We start from the raw sequence: 16,958 nt of genomic DNA, 5'->3' as shown, positions 1-16,958 counted from the left end.
CAGTTCCACCACCGCGGCGCATCATGCGCCGCGGTTCGTTTACGGGATCGGAAGATCCCTCAGGTCGCGAGCCGGCGACCGACCGGGCAGGGCAAGGGCCATGTCCGGATCGCACCGAACCGATAGGAACCCAACGTGGCAAAAACAACCAAGACCTTCCAGTACGGCAAACACCAGGTCACCCTGGAAACCGGCGAGATCGCCCGCCAGGCCGGCGGCGCCGTCATCGTCCGGATCGAGGACACCGTGCTGCTGGTCAGCGCCGTCGCCAACCGGACCGCGCGCGAGGGGCAGGACTTCTTCCCCCTGACCGTCGACTACCAGGAGAAGTTCTACGCCGGCGGCCGCATCCCGGGTGGCTTCTTCAAGCGTGAAGGCCGCCAGACCGAGAAGGAAACGCTGATCTCGCGCCTGATCGATCGCCCGATCCGTCCGCTGTTCCCGGAGGGCTTCCGCAACGAAGTCCAGATCATCGCCACGGTGATGTCCATGAACCCGGAGATCGACGGCGACATCCCGGCCCTGCTGGGCGCGTCGGCCGCGCTTGCATTGTCCGGCGCTCCGTTCGACGGCCCGATCGGCGCCGCGAAGGTGGGCTACAAGGACGGCGAATACCTGCTGAACCCGACCAAGACCGAGCTGGAAGACTCCAAGTTGGAGCTGGTCGTCGCCGGTACCAAGGCCGCCGTGCTCATGGTGGAATCCGAAGCCGACGTGCTGTCGGAAGACGTGATGCTGGGCGCGGTGATGTTCGGCCACCAGCAGATGCAGGTCGCCATCGACGCGATCAACGAGCTCGTCGCCGAAGCCGGCAAGCCGAAGTGGGACTGGGCGGCTCCGGCGCGCAACGACGCGATCGTTTCCGCGCTCAAGAATGCGATCGGCAACCGCCTCTCCGACGCCTTCCAGATCCGCAACAAGGCTGAGCGCCGCGATGCGATCTCGGCGCTGAAGAAGGAAGTGCTGGCTTCGCTGGCCCCGCAGTGCGAAGCCAACGAGTGGAGCAACGCCGAGCTCTCCAAGGAGTTCTCCGAGCTCGAGTACGAGACCATGCGTGGCGCGGTGCTCAGCACCAAGGTCCGTATCGATGGTCGTGCACTGGACACCGTGCGTCCGATCGATTCGAAGGTCGGCATCCTGCCGCGGACCCATGGCTCGTCGCTGTTCACCCGCGGCGAGACCCAGGCGATCGTGGTCGCGACCCTCGGTACCGCACGCGACGGCCAGATCATCGATGCCGTTTCGGGCGAGTACAAGGAGCACTTCCTGTTCCACTACAACTTCCCCCCGTACTCGGTGGGTGAAGCGGGCCGCATGATGGGTCCGAAGCGTCGCGAGATCGGCCACGGCCGCCTCGCCAAGCGTGGCGTGCTGGCGGTGATGCCGTCGATGGAAGAGTTCCCGTACACCATCCGCATCGTCTCGGAGATCACCGAGTCGAACGGCTCGTCCTCGATGGCTTCGGTCTGCGGCAGCTCGCTGGCGCTGATGGATGCCGGCGTGCCGATCAAGGCACCGGTGGCGGGCATCGCGATGGGCCTGGTGAAGGAAGGCAATGACTTCGTCGTGCTGTCGGACATCCTCGGCGACGAGGACCACCTCGGCGACATGGACTTCAAGGTGGCCGGTACCAGCGAGGGCATCTCCGCCCTGCAGATGGACATCAAGATCCAGGGCATCACCGAAGAGATCATGAAGGTCGCGCTGGCCCAGGCCAAGCAGGGCCGCCTGCACATCCTCGGCGAGATGGCCAATGCCCTGACCGCGCCGCGTGGCGAGCTCAGCGAGTTCGCGCCGCGACTGCTGACCATGAAGATCCACCCGGACAAGATCCGCGAAGTGATCGGCAAGGGTGGTTCCACCATCCAGGCCATCACCAAGGAGACCGGCACCCAGATCGACATCCAGGATGACGGCACCATCGTCATCGCATCGGTCAACGCCGCCGCCGCCAACGCCGCCAAGGACCGCATCGAGCAGATCACGTCCGATGTCGAGCCGGGCCGGATCTACGAGGGCAAGGTCGCCAAGATCATGGACTTCGGTGCGTTCGTCACCATCCTGCCGGGCAAGGACGGCCTCGTGCACGTCTCGCAGATCTCCAACGAGCGCGTCGAGAAGGTATCCGACAAGCTGAAGGAAGGCGACCTGGTCAAGGTCAAGGTGCTGGAAGTCGACAAGCAGGGCCGCATCCGCCTGTCGATGAAGGCCGTGGAAGAAGGCGAGGGCGAGTCGGCCGAATAAGCCGCCACGTCATCGTGTGATACGAAAAAGCGGGCTTCGGCCCGCTTTTTCTTTTTGCCGGATCAGAGCAGCCGCCGCAATATCTCTGCTTTCGCCCGGGTATAGGGCGGATACACCACGCGCAACGTGTCCAGCCACGTGCCCTTCGAGAACACCGGGCGTAGCTGGCTGAAAGTCTCGAACGACTGCTTGCCGTGGTAGGCGCCCATGCCGCTGGGACCGAGCCCGCCGAAGGGCAGGCCGGGGACGGCGAGGTGGGCGGCACAGACATTGATGCCAATGGCACCGGCGCGCACGCCGCTTTCGACGGACCTGTGTACATCCGGCCGCTCGGTGAAGACGTAGGCGGCCAACGGGGCGGGACCTGCACGCACGCGCTGTACGGCGGCGTCGACGCCCGCGACCGGGATCACGGGCAGGATCGGGCCGAAGATCTCCTCGTCCATCAGCTCTGAGCCCTCCGCGGGCTCGACGATCACGGTCGGCTCGATGAACAGCTGCCCCGCATCGCTGCGGCCGCCGACGTGCACTCGTCCATGGCCGAGCAGGCCGACCAGCCGCTCGAAGTGCTTCCGGTTGATGATGCGTCCGAAGTCGGGGCTGGCGATGGGATCCGTCCCGAAGAACTCGAGCAGGACCTCGCGCAGGTGGCGCAGCAGCTCATCCGCCCGCGACGATTCGACCAGCACGTAGTCGGGCGCGACGCAGGTCTGGCCTGCGTTGATGAACTTCGCATAGGCGATCCGGCGTGCGGCGGCGCGCAGGTCGCCATCGCTGACGATGGCCGGGCACTTGCCGCCCAGCTCCAGGGTCACCGGCGTCAGGTGCCGGGCGGCAGCGGCCATGACGATCTTCGCCACGCGGGTGCCACCGGTGAAGAAGATATGGTCGAACCGCTGTTCCAGGAGCGCGGTCGTAGTATCGGCGTCCCCCTCCAAGACGGCCACCGCATCGGGATCGAGGTATTCGGGCAGCAACCGCGCAAGGATGTTCGAGGTGGCCGGCGCCAGTTCGCTGGGCTTGAGCAGCGCGCAGTTGCCTGCCGCCAGTGCGCCGCACAGGGGCGCCAGCAGCAACTGGACCGGATAGTTCCAGGGCGAGATCACCAGCACGACACCGAGCGGTTGCGGCTCCACCCGTGCACGCGCGGGTTGCAGCGCCATCGGTACCCGGACCCGGGTCGGGCGCATCCACCTGGACAGGTGCGAGAGCACATGGTCGATCTCGCTGCGGGTAAAGCCCAACTCCGTCACGAAGCTCTCGACCGCCGGCTTGCCCAGGTCCTGGTGCAGGGCCTGCGCCAGTTCCGGCTCGCGTTCCACCAGCAGGCGGCGCAGGCCCTGCAGCTGGCGGCGGCGCCACGCCAGGGGGCGGGTGCGGCCACTGTCGAAGGTACGCCGCAGGTGGGCCACTTGTGCTGCTTCCCCGGAAAGGTCGATCTTGCTCATCGTGGCGCGCGTCCGGTGAATGCGTCCATCGAGGAGTAGACCTTGAACACGCGCCCGGCCAGCCAGTCCCAGGCTGGCTGCGGCAGCAGCCCGCGCAGGGCGCCGCTCAATGCCACCGGCCACGGCATCATGATCCGGGCGCGGCCACGCTTCATGGCGTCCCAGGCCCTGTCCACCACCCGTGCGGGGTCGAGGATCGGCGTCAGCAGGGGGGCGCGTGCGCCGGCGAACATGCCGGTGCCGATGTAACTGGGGATCAACGTGGTGACCTTCACGTGCGAGTGCCCGGCCCTTTCCAGCTCGAGGCGGACGGAATCGCTCCAGCCGATCACCGCCCACTTCGACGAGGTGTAGACGCTCATCATCGGCACCGACAGCATGCCGGAGGCGGACGCGACATTGAGCAGGCGGGCGGGCCTGCCGTTGGCGATCATATCCGGCAGGAACTCGCGGGCGATGTGCATCAGGGCGAGCGTGTTGATGTTCATCACGAAGGCGATGTCCCGCACGTGATCGTGCTCCCAGAAGTACTTGCTGCGCACCACCCCCGCGTTGTTGATGACGATGTCGGGATGGCCGACCTCGGCCCGGACCCGGGTCGCGGCGGTGGTGATGTCGGCCAGCGAGGCCACGTCGACCACGTAGGCATGCACGTTGGCCGCGGTGCCGCCCAGCTCCGCCTGCGTCTCAGCCAGCTGCCTGCCGTCGATATCCCACAGCACCACTGCCGAGGCGCGCTCGGCGATGGCACGTTCGGCGTACAGCCGTCCCATGCCCATGGCTGCGCCGGTGACCAGCACGATCCTGCCTTCGACTGTCTGCATGTGGTTCTCCCCCGTGTCGTCCCGATTATGCATGGCGGCTGGATTTCCCCTTGCCGGCTTTTGTCCCCAAGGGGACTTCCGTTGGGGCGTAGGAGCGGCTTCAGCCGCGATCGTGGAGTCGTACGCGCGAAAGAGATGCCGGTCGCGGCTGAAGCCGCTCCTACAAGGGCGGAGGGTTCTGCGGAAAGATCAGTGGAAGTCGCGGGAGCGGGCGTCGAGCTCGCCGAGCAACGGGGTCAGGTTCTCCAGCCGCCGGGCGACCAGGTGCTGCACGCCATCGCGACTCTCCAGCCGGCCTTCGACCGCGAGCAGGCGCGATTCCAGCAGTTCGCGCCGCTGGCGGTCGGCGAGGTGGCGCCAGACCACCACGTTGGTCATGCCGTCTTCGTCCTCCAGCGTCATGAAGATCACGCCGCTGGCGGTCTGTGGGCGTTGGCGCAGCGTCACCAGCCCGGCCACGCGCACGTTGCGGCCGTGGGGCATCCGGGCCACCTCGCCTGAGCGTCGGCAGCGGTGTGCCGACAGCGCCTTGCGGATCATCGACAGCGGGTGCCGGCCCAGGGTGGTGCCGGTCATGGCGTAGTCGGCACGCATGTCCTCATCGGCACTGGGCAACGGCAGCATGATCGGGTCGGTCTCGGCTGCGGCGGGTGCTTCCGCGAACAGCGGCAACTGCGGTTCGACCCCGGTGATCGCCCAGCGGGCACGGTGGCGGTGACCGGCCAGCCCGCGCAGGGCACCGGCATCGGCGAGCAGCGATTGCTGGCGACGGTCCAGTCGGGCGCGGGCGCACAGGTCCGCGACATCGGAGAATGATTGCAGCGCCCGAGCGGTCTCGACCCGTCTCGCCGCCTCCTCCGGGAATCCACGAATCATCCGCAGGCCCATGCGAATGGCCGGTTGCCGCGCGGTATTCCGGGGGGAGGCTTCGACTTCACCTTGCTGCGAATTCGACTGTAGGAGCGGCTTCAGCCGCGATCGGGTGCCGGCGCGTGCGGTCGACCAGCCGGTCGCGGCTGAAGCCGCTCCTACACCCAGACGGGACTCCCTTCGGGGGACAGAGTGCGGGGGAGCGTCGTCTTCGAGGCTGCAGTCCCAGTCGCTGTACCGCACGTCCACCGGAAGCGTGCGAAGGCCGTGCCGGCGGGCGTCCTGCAGGATCTGGTCGGGTGAGTAGAACCCCATCGGCCAGGAGTTGATCAGCGCGCAGGCGAATGCGGCCGGTTCATGGCACTTGAGCCAGCTGCTGACGTAGGCGATCAGGGCGAAGCTGGCGGCGTGGGACTCGGGAAAGCCGTAGCTGCCGAATCCCTTGATCTGGTCGAACAGCCTGTCGGCGTATTCCTGCGTATAGCCGTTATCCAACATGCCCGCCAGCAACCGCTCGCGATGCGGTTCCAGTCCGCCATGGCGCTTCCATGCCGCCATCGAGCGGCGCAGCTGGTCGGCCTCGCCGGGCTCGAAGCCGGCGGCGGTGATCGCGATCTGCATCACCTGCTCCTGGAACAGCGGCACCCCCAGCGTGCGGCCAAGCACTTCCCTGAGCTTGTCGGACGGGTAGTCGATGGGCTCTTCGCCGTTGCGGCGCTTGAGGTAGGGATTGACCATCTCACCCTGGATCGGGCCGGGCCGCACGATCGCTACCTGGATCACCAGGTCGTAGAACTCGCGCGGTTTCAGGCGCGGCAGCATCGCCATCTGCGCGCGCGACTCGATCTGGAACACGCCGATGGTGTCGGCGCGGCTGATCATCTCGAAGGTCGGCCCGTCCTTGGCGGGGATGTCGGCCATGGCCATGTCGCGGCGCCCGCTGTCGCGCAACAGGTCCAGGGTCTTGCGCACCGCGGTCAGCATACCCAGCGCGAGGCAGTCGACCTTGAGCAGCCCGAGCAGGTCGAGATCGTCCTTGTCCCACTGGATGACGGTGCGGTCGGCCATCGCCGCGTTCTCCACCGGCACCAGGGTGTGCAGCGGATGCTCGGAGATGACGAAGCCACCCGGATGCTGGGACAGGTGGCGCGGGAAGCCGATCAATTCCGTGGTCAGGGCGATCACCTGGCGCAGTACCGGCGAGTCCGGGTCGAAACCCCGCTCGCGCAGGTGTTCGGCGATCGGCGCCTCGCTGCTCCACTGGTCCAGGGTCGAGGCCAGCTCGCCGACCAGGTCCGCCGGCAGGCCCAGGGCCCGACCGACGTCGCGCACCGCGCCGCGGCCGCGGTACTGGGTGGCGATGGCGGTCAGGGCGGCGCGTTCGCGGCCGTAGCGTTCGAACACGTACTGGATGACTTCTTCGCGGCGCTCGTGCTCGAAGTCCACGTCGATGTCGGGCGGCTCCTTGCGCTCGCGCGAGAGGAACCGTTCGAACAGCATGTTCATCCGTGCCGGGTCGATCTCGGTCACGCCCAGTGCATAGCAGACCGCCGAGTTCGCGGCCGAGCCACGGCCCTGGCAGAGGATCCCGCGCGAGCGCGCGAAGCGCACGATGTCGTGCACGGTCAGGAAGAAGGATTCGTATTCCAGCTCGGCGATCAGCGCCAGCTCGTGTTCGATCAGTCCACGTGCCTTTTCGCCGATGCCCCCGGGCCAGCGGCTGCGCGCGCCTTCCTCGGTGAGATGGCGCAACCAGCTGGTGGCGGTGTGGCCGGCCGGCACCAGTTCATGCGGGTATTCGTAACGCAGCTGCCTGAGGTTGAAGGTGCAGCGGTCGGCGATGCGGACCGTCTCGGCCAGCAGGTCGGGTGGATGGATGGCGGCCAGGGCGCGGCGGCTGCGCAAGTGGCGTTCGCCATTGGGGAACAGCCGGTGGCCGGCCTCGGCGACGGTGACGTGGTGGCGGATGGCGGTCATGGTGTCCTGCAGGGCGCGGCGGCCGCGCACGTGCATGTGGACATCGCCGGCGGCCACCAGCGGCAAGCCGAAGCGGGCGCCGGCGCGGCGCAGTTGTTCGATGCGGGCCTCGTCGTCGGGGCCGCGATGCAGCTCGACGGCCAACCAGGTGCGGCCGGGGAACATGCCGCCGACCCAGCGGGCGTGGGCGTCATCGGGAATCCCGCCCGGAACCCACAACGCCAGCAGGCCGGCGGTGTCGGTGAAGTCCTCGCGCAGCAACCGGTATCCGCCCTTGGGAGCGCGCCGGCGGGCGTGGGTCAACAACTGGCACAGGGCGGTGTAGCCGCGCTGGTCCTCGACCAGCAGCACGAGCTTGGGACCATCCTCGACCTGCACCTCGCTGCCGACGATCAGCTTCACGCCGAACCGCTCCGAGGCCTCGAGCGCACGCACGATGCCGGCCAGTGAACCCTCATCGGTGATCGCCAGCGCGGCGTAGCCCAACTGTTTTGCCCGCTCGAACAGCTCCGGCGCGATCGAGGCCCCGCGCTGGAAGCTGAAGGCGGACAGGCAGTGCAGTTCGGCGTAGCCGGGCAGGGCGCTCATCCGAACCACCCGTGGAGCATGAAGCCTTCGCCGCGCCCGCCGACCGGCGCATCGCCGGCGGGACGGAAGGCCCAGGCACGCTGGCCAAAAGAGGTCTGGACAAGGTAGTAGTCGCGGCGCACGTCGCTTTCCCACCAGCCGGTCTCGATGCGTTCGGGGCCGGCCAGCACCTGGACCTGATGGTCGCGCAGGGGGGCGGGTTGCGGCAGCAGCCAACCGGGACGGGGAGAGGAAGGCGGGGTAGTGCCGCGCGACGGTTCGGCCTGCCACGCGCGTTCGGGGCGATGGTCGGCCCGTACCGCCAGCCCGTGCACGGCGTCGTCGCCCAGGCGCGCGCGCAGGCGTTCGCGCAGTTGCTCCCACGGCACGGCCTGCTGGGGCCGCGCATCGAACAGGTCGCGGCCGGCGGGCACGAAGGGGGGCAGTTCGTTGGCGACCAGTTGGACGCCACGCACCGGTGCCGGCACCCGGGCCTGTTCAAGCCGCCCGCGGGCGAGTTCGAACAGCATCGCCGGGCTGCGCTCGGGGGCGAGCAGGCCGATGGTGATGGTCGAATCGGCACATCGCTCGTGTTCCAGCACGATGTCGAAACGTTGGACGCCACCATCGCGGCCGGCGAGGTAGGCGGCCAGGTCCGCCGTCAGCCGGCGCAACGGGAACAGCAGCGCCTGGCTGGATTCGACGTCGTAGTTCAGTTCGATCCGGGCCGTGAACGAATCCGGCGGCTGGTAGTACGGCAGGGGGGCGGGCAACGCGCCCGTCAGCCGGTCCAAATGCGCAAGGGCCTCGCGGCCGACGCGCTTGCCCAGCGCGGCGCGTGGCAGGGCGAAGACCTGCCGCAGTTTGCGCAGGCCCATCCGGCGCAGGCTGGTGGCGACATCCGGGGCCAGTCCGCTGCGTTCAACGGGGAGCTGGCCCAGTGCGTTGTGCAGGGGGGCGTCATGGGTGATGGCCAAGCCGTCATGCACGCTGGCCAGGGCGCGGGCGGCATGGGGGTTGGGGGCGAGGGTGATGCGGTGGCGGAAGCCGAGTTCTTCGAGGTCGGCACGCAGCTGTGCCTCGAAGCGGGGCCAGGGGCCGAACAGCTTGAAGCTGGCTTCGACTTCCAGCAGCAGGGTGGAGGGCATGCTGCGGTTGACCAGCGAGCTGTAGCGATAAGCCCAGGCCGCGAGGAAGTCATGCCAGCGTTCGACTTCGGCGGGATCGTGGTCGATGGCGGCGAAGCGGCTGCACAGGGCCTGGGCGGCGCCGAGCGATTGCCCTGCGCGCAGGCCGGCGGCCCTGGCGGCGCCGTTGACCGCACGCAGCACCCGTCGCTGCGCCGGGCCTTCTACCAGCGCCAGTGGGGCGTCGGGGTCGGGGTGGCGGCGCAGGACGCCATCGAGCGCCAGTTGCGGCAGGAGGATGCAGGCCCAGAGCATCGGTCTTTCTCACTGGGCCTGTTCTGGCTGGCGGCGGGGTACGTGCGAGGTCTCGACGCGCAGAGGGTGGACGGTGGGCATAGTGCTCCGGCCCTTCATCAGGACTTCCTGTCCTGAGGCGGGCCGCCGGCCATCCATGGCCGGCTTCTCCGCACTATGCCCACCGTCCACCCTCTGTCCGATTGTTGATGGCGACCGGTCAGAAGAAACCGCAGTCGCGGATGGTTGGCCGATAGCGGATGGAAACGGAATCGGCCGGGGGGGCGGATTGCCACCGCGGCACTTGAGCACGCGCAGTTGCGCGGGCTGGGCGTCGATGGCGATGCGCAACGCGACCGGTGACGGATTGATGGCCGCCTTCATCGGGCGCATGGCGAAGCCGAGGCACTGGCCGGTCTCGGCGGCGACCTGCAGGCGGCGCATGGCCTTGTCGTCAGCGCCCTGGGGCCAGCACAGCACGGCCGAGCAGGCGGCCGAGCGCAGGCACTGTTCGGTGGCCCACAGTGCGTTGCGCGAATCGGTGCGGATCACCTGCAGGCGGTTGAGCTGGATGCCGGCATTTGCCCATGCCTGCGCGAACGGCAGGTAGGGCGGGGCGACCAGCGCGATCATGCCGTCGGCCTCCGACAGCCGGGCGAGGGTGGGCCACAGCAGGCGCAGTTCGCCGATGCCGTCGGCCGGCAACAGCAGTTCACTCAGCGCGTGTTCGGGCCAGCCACCGTCGGGCAGGGCTTCATCGAGCAGCGCATGGCCGGTCGGTTGCCGCGAAGGCGGCCGGGGGGCGGGTTGGCCACGCCAGATGCGGCGTGATTCCAGCAGGGACTCCAGGGCGACGACGGCACCCATCAGGAAGGCCTCACCAGGCCGGCGAACAGGCCTTCGATGGCGAAGTCGGTGATGCGTGCATCGATCTCGATCGGGGCGTGCTCGGGGTTGCGCGGCAGCAGGTGCAAGTGGTTCGGGCCGCTGTCGAGCCGCTTGACGGTCAGTTCGCCCTCGATGCGGGCGACCACGGTCTGGCCATTGCGGGCCTGCGGCGTACGGTGCACGCCGATCAGGTCGCCCGGGAGGATGCCATCGAGCAGCATCGATTCGCCCTCGACCTCCAGCAGGTAATCGGGGCGCAGCCGGAACAGCGATGGATCGAGCCCGACTTCGCGGCGGACTTCCGGATCCGAGCCGATCGGCGTGCCCGCCGCGACCCGGCCGAGCAGGGGGACCTGCAACAGGCCGGTCCTTGAACTTGAAGACCGAGCCGCCGCACCGGGCGAAGCCAGTCGGATGCCGCGGGCGCGCCCGCTCGACAGTTCGATCAGCCCCGCCTGCGCCAGGGCCTCGAGGTGGTAGCGCGCCGAGCGGTTCTGGCTGAAGCCGAAGGCCTTGGCGATCTCCATCTGCGACGGCGGATAGCCATGCACGTCGATGTGCTGGCGGAGGAACTCGAGCAGGCGGCGCTGGGTATCGGTCAGGTGCATGGTACTAATTCTAGTAACAAATGGGCGGGCAAAATGTGAGCCCCGGGAAGTCAGTGGGTTACGAGGGGAAGTTGAAGTGGAACCGATGCACGTCCAGCATCCGCGGCTCCCGTCTCACTGGTTCGGACGCCTGCCGGATGGCGAAGGTCTCCCCGGGCTTCCGCTTTTTTTTGTAGGAGCGGCTTCAGCCGCGATCTGGGAATCGGCAACCGCGCATGGGTATCCGATCGCGGCTGAAGCCGCTCCTACAAAAACGGGAGGGCTCGTGTAGGAGCGACGTGAGTCGCGACCTGTACATCGCACCGGACGTTCGGCGGGTCGCGACTCACGTCGCTCCTACTCGGCATGGCTGCGAAGCGGATAGGGCCACGGGCGCGAATCCTTCACCGCGACTGTCGCAGCATCGGACTCCCCGCATCCCTGTCGAGCCGATGCCCCGGACCACGGACACCGCTGCATTGCCGCTGGCCAAGCCGGTCGACGAGATCCCGGCTGGCAACCTGCGCACCCTCACCCGCAAGGCACGGGGTTGCCAGGCCTGTCCGTTGTGGAAGCCGGCCACCCAGACCGTCTTCGGGCAGGGGCCGGAGGATGCGCTGGCGATGCTGGTGGGCGAGCAGCCTGGCAACCAGGAGGACATCACCGGCGCGCCCTTCGTGGGGCCGGCGGGGCAACTGCTGGACCGAGCACTGGAAGAAGTCGGGCTTGATCGGGACACGCTGTACCTGACCAACACCGTCAAACATTTCAAATTCGAGATGCGCGGCAAGGCACGCCTGCACAAACGCGCCAACGCCGCCGAGCAGGAGGCTTGCCGGATGTGGCTGGCGGCCGAGTTGCTGCAGGTGCAGCCCAAGATCGTCGTCGCGCTCGGCGCGATGGCTGCCCATACCCTTTTCGGCAACCAGTTCCGGGTGACCCGCGAGCGCGGCCAGTGGCGCACCCTTCCCGGTGGCACGCGTGCGTTGGCGAGCTGGCATCCCTCGGCCGTACTGCGCGCACCCTCGTCGCGGCGGGAGCAGCTCCGCGGCGAGCTGGTGGCGGATCTGCGGCTGCTGGCGCAGGCCCTGGAGGACGATTCTGCAAAGGCATGACGCCATCATCCGGTGCCGGGCGCGCGTAACGGAGCAGCCCCGGGACGAATGGGAGATCGACAGCGCGATCTCAACCCGTGGGGCCGAGCCACCTCGCCGCCGGCTGCGGACGGCCAAACAGGTAGCCTTGGGCGTAGCTGCACCCCATCGCCGTCAACGCTTCGTACTGGGCTTCCGTCTCCACCCCCTCGGCCACCACCTCCAGCCCCAGCGAACGGGCCAGTGCAAGGATCGCGCTGATGATCGCCGAACTGCGCTGACTGCCTTCGCGACTTTCCTGACGGCCGAGCGGATCGACGAAGGAGCGGTCGATCTTGATCATCTTCAGTGGGAACTGGTGCACGTGGCCAAGCGATGAGTAGCCGGTGCCGAAATCGTCCAGCGCCGCTTCGACGCAAGCAGCGCGCAGCCGTTCCAGGACCTGGATAACCGCCTCCGGATCGCCAAGCAGGGTGCCTTCGGTGACCTCGATCCGCAGTTGTGCCGGATTGAAGCCGGTGTCGGCGGCCAGCTGCAGCAGTTGGGTGTCGAAGTCGCCGTTCTGGAAATGCCGCGGCGAGATGTTGAGGGTCAGGAAGCCGCCGTGCTCGACCAGCGGCCCGCCCTGCTCGCAGGCCATCCGGTACATCTGCCAGTCGACCGCTTCCATCAGGCCGCTGTCCTCGGCCACCTGCAGGAACTCGCCGGGCAACAGGAGCCCGCGCTGCGGGTGGTGCCAGCGGACCAGCGCCTCGTAGCCGACCACGTGCCGGTCCGCCAGCCGCACCAGTGGCTGGAAGTAGGGTTGCAGCTGGTTGCCTGCCAATGCCGTGCGCAGGCCCTGCTCGATTTCCAGCACATCCATGGCCGCCTGCTGCAAGGTGTCATCGAACAGCACGAAGCGCTGACGGCCCGCGCTCTTGGCGCGGTACAGCGCGACATCGGCGTCATGGAAGAGCTCGTCAGTACTGTCGTAACGCTCGTCGCCGACAGCGATGCCGATGCTGGCGGAAGTCTGCAGCTCGCGGCCGGCAATCTGCATCGGCTTCTGCAAGGCTTCCTGGATCCGGCGCGCGACCTTACAGGCGACCTGCGGCACCGGCACCTCCTCCAGCAGGATCGCGAATTCGTCGCCGGAGAGGCGCGCGGCGACGTCGGGCTCGCGGATGCAATCGCCGAGCCGGCGCGCGACTTCGCGCAGCACCTCGTCCCCTGCCAGGTGCCCAAGGCTGTCGTTGAACAGCTTGAAACGGTCGACATCCAGATACAGCAGCGCGAACCTGCGTTCCGGGTTGCGCCGCAGCCCGGCCAATGCGCGTTCGATCCGGTCGCGCATGTACAGCCGGTTCGGCAGTCCGGTCAGCGGGTCGTGCATCACCTGGTGCTTGAGCCTGGCCTCGACCTGCTCGCGCACGACGATCTGCTCGCGCAGCTCGCGGGTCCGCTCGTCGACCCGGTGTTCGAGCTCGGCGTTGAGCTGCAGCAATGCCTGCGCGCTGCGCCGGCGCTGCAGGCTGCTGGCGATCTGGTAGGACACGAAGGTCAGCAGCTCGGCGTCGCCGGCGTCATACTCCAGGTCGGGACGGTAGCTCTGCACCGCGACCACGCCGATCACCCGGTCCTGGTCCAGCAATGGCACGCCCAGCCAGCACAGCGCCGGCGCGGTCTTGCCCGGCACGATCTCGCCGCTTTCCGTCAGTTGCCGCTCCAGTGCACGGTCGGCCAGGACGGACTTGCCGCTGCGGATGACATATTCGCTGAGGCCGCGGCCCAGCGGGCGCGGGGGGCGCTGCTGGTCCTTGGCATCCACCGAGTAGGGAAACTCCAGCATCGTTCCGTCCATCGAGAGCAGGGCGATGTAGAAGTTCTCGGCATTGATCAGTTCGCCGACCGCCTGGTGGATCTGCCGGTAGAAGCGTTCGCTGTCGTCATCGATGTTGGCCAGCGCCGCAATCCGGTACAGGGTCGCCTGCAGGTGCTCGCCACGCAGGCGTTCGCGCACCTGCTGGTGCAGATCCTCGTTGGCGGTGGCCAGCTGGCGGGTGCGCTCGGCCACGCGCTGCTCCAGCTCGGCTTGCGCCTGCTTGCGCTCCAGCGCGGTCAGCACGTGTTCGGCAACGAATGAAAGCAGAGCCTGGTCCGACTCGGTATATCGGGGCACGTCGTCGCGATAGCTCTGCACCACCAGGGCGCCGTGGATCTGGTCGTCGCGCAGCATCGGCACGCCCAGCCAGTCGGTGGCGTCGGCGCCGCGCGCCAGCAACGGCCCGGACACCTGGTGGCGGATACTGTCGAGCGAGCCCATCAGCGGCTTGCAGTCGCGGATGACGTACCACGTCAGCCCGCCTTCGAGCCGGGCCAGCGGGATTTCTTCTTCGCTCGAATAATCCTCGGCGTTGAAGACGTCGGCAAAGTAGATAAACCGGAGCGTCTGCCGCTCGCGGGCATACAGCGCGATGTAGAAGTTGTCGGCGTACATCAGCCCGCCGATGATGCCGTGCAGGCCCTGGAGCAAGCTGGGCATGTCGCGGCCGGAGCCGGCCATGTCGGCGATCGCGAACAGGGCGTGTTGCAACCGCTCGGCCCGGCCCAGCCGCTCCAGTGATTCGCGCAGGCGATGCGCGCCGAGTAGTTCGCGCAGGCGGCGGGCAGCGGCGTCCAGCAGGGGCGGCGGCACCGAATCGAGCCACTCCGGTGGTCCCTCCAGCATCGCCACTGCGCCCTCGCCGTCATCGCACAGGGTGTGCCTGACGCTGCCTTCTTCCGTGGCGCCGGCAGGCCAGGAACGGAGATGGCGTGGCCACTCCGCCGACCAGGTCATGCGCGCGCGTCCGCATGCGGGCAATGCGCCGAGCAGCGCGCTGGCGACTCCTTCGATGCTGTCCGCCTGCAGCAGGTCCAGCAACTTGGCTGGGGTCGCAGGGGTGGAGGGGTTCCCGGCGGTTTCAGTCGACTGCGGCAGAACATCTCTCCAGGTTGTGTGGTTCATTCGAACCCCCTTGGGCTCCGATGGTATCGCTGGTATCGAGAGTGCCCGATGTGCCTGTTATCGGCCGTCATGAGCAGATCCTTTGCCGCGAAGTGCCTGAAGCTTCTCGCAGATCCACTTTCGCCAATGGCCAGAGCCCGAACGGGCTCATGCACGCTCGAACAGGTCGGACTGTGCCTGCAGGTCGTGCTGGTCAATGAAACCGGACAGGCCGACACCGACGAGGCGATAGCGGGTGCTGGCCGGCATCTCCACCCGTTCGCGCAGTTTGCAGGCGATCTCGCACAGCACCTCGAGGCTGCCCGGATGCGTCGCCGGGGTCAGGCTGCGGGTGAGGTTGCGGAAGTCGCTGGTCTTGAGCTTGAGCACCACGGTGCGGGCGACGCGGTCCTTTTCGCGCTGGTAGCCCGCCCAGGTCTTTTCGGCCAGGCGCCGGATGTGGGGCTCCAGCTCCTCCAGCGGCAGGTCGTGCTCGAAGGTGTCTTCCGAGGAGATCTGCACCGTGGGCCGCTCGGGGCGCACCGGGTTGTCATCGATGCCCAGCGACAGCTCATGCAGGCGCCGGCCCCAACGGCCAAACCGCTGCTCCAGGCCTTGCGGCGGGATGCCCCGCAGGTCGCCGACGGTGGCGATGCCCAGTTCGGCCAGCTTGCTTTCCATCACCTTGCCCACGCCGGGCAGCCGGCCGACCGGCAGTGGCGTCAAGAAGGCTTCGACCTGGTGCGGGCGCACCACGCAGATGCCGTCGGGCTTGTTCCAGTCCGACGCGATCTTGGCCAGGAACTTGTTGGGCGCGACACCGGCCGAGGCTGTCAGGGAGGTCTCTTCCCGGATCGCGCTGCGGATCGCTTCCGCCGTGGCGGTGGCCGAGGGCAGCCCGGACAGGTTGGCGGTGACGTCGAGGTAGGCCTCGTCGAGCGACAGCGGCTCTACCAGGTCGGTATGGCGGGCGAAGATGTCGCGCACCTGCCGCGAGACCGCCTTGTAGCGCACGAAGTCAGGAGGCACGAAGACCGCCTGCGGGCACAGCCGCTCCGCACGCACCGCCGGCATCGCCGAGCGCACGCCGAACACCCGCGCCTCGTAGCTGGCGGCGCAGACCACCGAACGCGCGCCCCGCCAGGCCACGACCACCGGCTTGCCGCGCAGGCCCGGATCGTCGCGCTGCTCGACCGACGCATAGAACGCGTCCATGTCGATGTGCAGGATCTTGCGGGTCGCGGCCATCGCGACATTGTCGCGCCTCCGGTCCAAATATGCGTTGTAGGAGCGGCTTCAGCCGCGATCGGACAACCACGCGTCAACGCCGGTTCCATGATCGCGGCTGAAGCCGCTCCTACAGCGATACAACCGGTGCGCGAAAACGGTGCTTTAGCTTTCACCCGGTATTTGGCAGTCTGGCGGCCACACCTACCGGGAGCGCCGCATGCAGCGTCGCCATTTCTCAATGCTCCGCGAGTTCCACCTCGCCGACTGGTTCACGCTCGGCAATGCCTTCTGCGGCACCGGGGCGATCTTCGCGGCGATGCGCTTCCTGCAGGAGGGCGGGGTCCGTGACCTCATGATCGGCATGGCGCTGATCCCGCTGGCGTTCGTGCTCGACGCCCTCGACGGGCGGGTAGCGCGCTGGCGCAAGTCGGCCTCCACCCTGGGCCGGGAGCTGGACTCGCTGTCGGACGTGATCTCCTTCGGCGTGGCGCCGGCCGCGCTGGCGTATGCCTGCGGGCTCCAGGGCGGTTGGGACTGGGTGGTGCTGAGCTACTTCGTCGGCTGCGGCGTGAGCCGGTTGGCGCGTTACAACGTCACCGCCGAACAGCTGGCAGGCGACGAGGGCAAGGTGAAGTTCTTCGAGGGCACGCCCATCCCCACCAGCCTGGCGCTGGTGGTGGTGCTTTGGATTGCCGCGGGCCAGGGCGCGATCGGCCCGGACATCTGGCTGGGCATGGTCAAGATCGGGCCATGGCAACTGCACCCGCTGGTGTTGATGTTCGCCCTCTCCGGCACCCTGATGGTGAGCAAGACCCTGCGCATCCCCAAGCCCTGAGACCT

10 protein-coding genes and 1 pseudogene are annotated in these 16,958 nt (G+C 68.0%); 3 read left to right on the top strand and 8 right to left on the bottom strand.

Annotated elements, in window-relative coordinates:
* Nucleotides 1–135 precede the first annotated feature (135 nt).
* The gene (pnp, locus tag B5D37_RS02425; RefSeq protein ID WP_078757090.1) at nt 136–2,244 is read left to right on the top strand and encodes a polyribonucleotide nucleotidyltransferase; all 2,109 of its coding nucleotides are present in this window, start codon (nt 136–138) and stop codon (nt 2,242–2,244) included.
* A 62-nt stretch (nt 2,245–2,306) separates the two neighbouring features.
* Here pnp and B5D37_RS02420 read toward each other — a convergent pair whose 3' ends face one another.
* The 6 genes and pseudogenes from B5D37_RS02420 to lexA form a co-directional block, all read right to left on the bottom strand.
* On the bottom strand, nt 2,307–3,692 hold the full coding sequence (locus B5D37_RS02420) for an aldehyde dehydrogenase family protein (RefSeq protein WP_078757089.1): 1,386 nt from the start codon (nt 3,690–3,692) through the stop codon (nt 2,307–2,309).
* Nucleotides 3,689–4,516, bottom strand: coding sequence for an SDR family NAD(P)-dependent oxidoreductase (locus tag B5D37_RS02415; protein ID WP_078757088.1), 828 nt, complete (start codon nt 4,514–4,516; stop codon nt 3,689–3,691). Before B5D37_RS02415 ends, B5D37_RS02420 begins: the two co-directional genes overlap by 4 nt.
* A 189-nt stretch (nt 4,517–4,705) precedes the next feature.
* The gene (locus tag B5D37_RS02410; protein WP_078757087.1) at nt 4,706–7,951 is read right to left on the bottom strand and encodes an error-prone DNA polymerase; all 3,246 of its coding nucleotides are present in this window, start codon (nt 7,949–7,951) and stop codon (nt 4,706–4,708) included.
* Nucleotides 7,948–9,372: a Y-family DNA polymerase gene (locus tag B5D37_RS02405; protein ID WP_078757086.1), complete on the bottom strand. Its 1,425-nt coding sequence runs from the start codon at nt 9,370–9,372 to the stop codon at nt 7,948–7,950. The genes B5D37_RS02410 and B5D37_RS02405 overlap by 4 nt, the downstream gene beginning before the upstream one ends.
* A 246-nt stretch (nt 9,373–9,618) precedes the next feature.
* Nucleotides 9,619–10,218 (bottom strand): annotated as a pseudogene (gene imuA, locus B5D37_RS02400) (translesion DNA synthesis-associated protein ImuA); the annotation flags it as partial.
* The gene (lexA, locus tag B5D37_RS02395; protein WP_078757085.1) at nt 10,218–10,847 is read right to left on the bottom strand and encodes a transcriptional repressor LexA; all 630 of its coding nucleotides are present in this window, start codon (nt 10,845–10,847) and stop codon (nt 10,218–10,220) included. The pseudogene imuA and the gene lexA, both read right to left, overlap by 1 nt.
* Nucleotides 10,848–11,278: 431 nt before the next feature.
* On the opposite strand from lexA, the gene B5D37_RS02390 reads away from it, so the two are divergent.
* Nucleotides 11,279–11,941: a UdgX family uracil-DNA binding protein gene (locus B5D37_RS02390; RefSeq protein WP_078757084.1), complete on the top strand. Its 663-nt coding sequence runs from the start codon at nt 11,279–11,281 to the stop codon at nt 11,939–11,941.
* A gap of 70 nt (nt 11,942–12,011) precedes the next feature.
* Here the strand turns inward: B5D37_RS02390 and B5D37_RS02385 are convergent, their stop codons facing one another.
* Together B5D37_RS02385 and dinB are read right to left on the bottom strand one after the other, a co-directional pair.
* Complete coding sequence (locus B5D37_RS02385; RefSeq protein WP_078757083.1) at nt 12,012–14,909, bottom strand: sensor domain-containing diguanylate cyclase; 2,898 nt, start codon at nt 14,907–14,909, stop codon at nt 12,012–12,014.
* Nucleotides 14,910–15,056: 147 nt separating this feature from the next.
* On the bottom strand, nt 15,057–16,136 hold the full coding sequence (gene dinB / locus B5D37_RS02380; RefSeq protein WP_078757082.1) for a DNA polymerase IV: 1,080 nt from the start codon (nt 16,134–16,136) through the stop codon (nt 15,057–15,059).
* 199 nt (nt 16,137–16,335) lie between these two features.
* Here dinB and B5D37_RS02375 point away from each other — a divergent pair, with 199 nt between their 5' ends.
* Nucleotides 16,336–16,953 (top strand): CDP-alcohol phosphatidyltransferase family protein, encoded by a 618-nt coding sequence (locus tag B5D37_RS02375; protein ID WP_078757081.1) that lies wholly within the window; start codon nt 16,336–16,338, stop codon nt 16,951–16,953.
* The last annotated feature ends 5 nt before the right edge of the window (nt 16,954–16,958 follow it).

The sequence above is a fragment of the Lysobacter spongiicola DSM 21749 genome (assembly GCF_900167055.1).
In the GTDB taxonomy this organism is placed as follows: Bacteria; Pseudomonadota; Gammaproteobacteria; order Xanthomonadales; family Xanthomonadaceae; genus Novilysobacter; species Novilysobacter spongiicola.
The sequence above is the reverse complement of the archived record's forward strand: the minus strand, read 5'-3'. Positions and strand labels throughout refer to the sequence as shown.